At 68.1% G+C, this 1,605-nt stretch carries 1 protein-coding gene and 1 pseudogene; both read right to left on the reverse strand.

The genetic code is table 11. The annotated features are described in order from the left end of the window. The coding region (locus tag IH48_RS0132165; protein ID WP_037843981.1) for a beta-ketoacyl synthase N-terminal-like domain-containing protein at positions 1–1,251 on the reverse strand (1,251 nt) is incomplete at its 3' end. 31 nt (positions 1,252–1,282) lie between these two features. Further along, positions 1,283–1,605, reverse strand: a pseudogene (locus tag IH48_RS37265) (beta-ketoacyl synthase); the annotation flags it as partial.

Here is a 1,605-nt window from a genome sequence, read left to right on the forward strand (position 1 = left end):
GTCGGCGTCGCTGGGCGTGTCTGTGGTGGTGGGCGCCTGTTCGAGGATGAGGTGGGCGTTGGTGCCGCTGATGCCGAAGGAGGAGACGGCGGCTCGGCGGGGGTGGTCCGTCACCGGCCATGGGGTGGGCTCGGTGAGGAGGCTGACGGCGCCACTCGTCCAATCGACGTGTGGGGTGGGTTCGTCGATGTGCAGGGACTGGGGCAGGGTGCCGTGCTGCATGGCGAGGATCATTTTGATGACGCCGGCGACGCCTGCGGCCGCCCCGGTGTGGCCGATGTTGGACTTGATGGAGCCGAGGTGGAGGGGCTGGTCGGCCGGGCGGTCCTGGCCGTAGGTGGCGAGGAGGGCTTGGGCTTCGATGGGGTCGCCGAGGCGGGTGCCAGTGCCGTGCGCTTCGACTGCGTCGACCTGATCGCCGGACAGACCGGCGTTGGCGAGGGCCTGGCGGATCACCCGTTCCTGGGAGGGGCCGTTGGGCGCGGTGAGCCCGTTGCTCGCACCGTCCTGGTTGACGGCACTGCCGCGCACCACGGCCAGCACCGTGTGCCCGTTACGCTGCGCGTCGGACAACCGCTCCAGCATGACCAGGCCGACACCCTCGGAGAACCCGGTGCCGTCGGCGGCCGAGGAGAACGGCTTACAGCGCCCGTCGGCCGCCAGACCACGCTGCCGGCTGAATTCGGCGAAGCCGTCGGGGTGGGACAGCACGGCCACGCCACCGGCCAGGGCGAGGTCGCACTCGCCGTTGCGCAGGGCCTGGCTGGCGAGGTGGATGGTGACCAGGGAGGAGGAGCAGGCGGTGTCGATCGTCTCCGGGTCGATGCCGGTGCGCTCGCAGGTCTCCCAAGCGCATTCGAGCATGAGCCGCTGCTGGGGGTCCATGGCCAGCGCCTCACGCGGACTGATGCCGAAGAACTCGGTGTCGAATCCGCTGATGTCCCGCATGAAACCGCCGTGCCGGACGGTGGACTTCCAGGGCACTTCCGGATCGGGATCGTAGATGCCCTCCAGATCCCAGCCGCGGTCGGAGGGGAAGCCGACGATGGCGTCCGTCCCGGACGCGACCAGTTCCCACAGTTCCTCCGGGGACGACACGTCTCCCGGCAGCCGGCAGGCCATTCCCACGACAGCTATCGGGTCCTGCTGCCCCTCTTCCAGTTCACGCAGACGCCGTTGGGCCTGACGCAGTTCGGCCATCGAACGACGCAGGTAGTCGCGAAGCTTGCCCTCATTTGACATGTGTGTCACCTCGTACGGAGTTCGGTTGACGGTGAGTGGATCACGCGAAGTTGTTGTCGAAGGCTTCGAACAGTTCCTCGTCGGTCGCGGAGTTGAGATCGCCGTCGAGCGAGTCCTCCGACGCTTGGTGAGTCCTGTTCCAGCGCCGCACGAGTTCGTTGAGGCGTGTCGTGATCTGTTCCTGCTGCTTGTCCGTCGCCGCTGCCGCGAGAGCCTTCTCCAGCCTGCCCAGCTCGTCGAGCACGGACAGTGAGGTCTCGTCCGCGGTGGTGGGGATGTGTGTCTGGATGTAGGTGGCGAGGGCGGTGGGGGTGGGGTGGTCGAAGATGAGGGTGGTGGGGAGCCGGGTGCCGGTGGTGGTGC

It is taken from the genome of Streptomyces sp. NRRL F-5126, from assembly GCF_000721265.1.
In the GTDB taxonomy this organism is placed as follows: Bacteria; Actinomycetota; Actinomycetes; order Streptomycetales; family Streptomycetaceae; genus Streptomyces.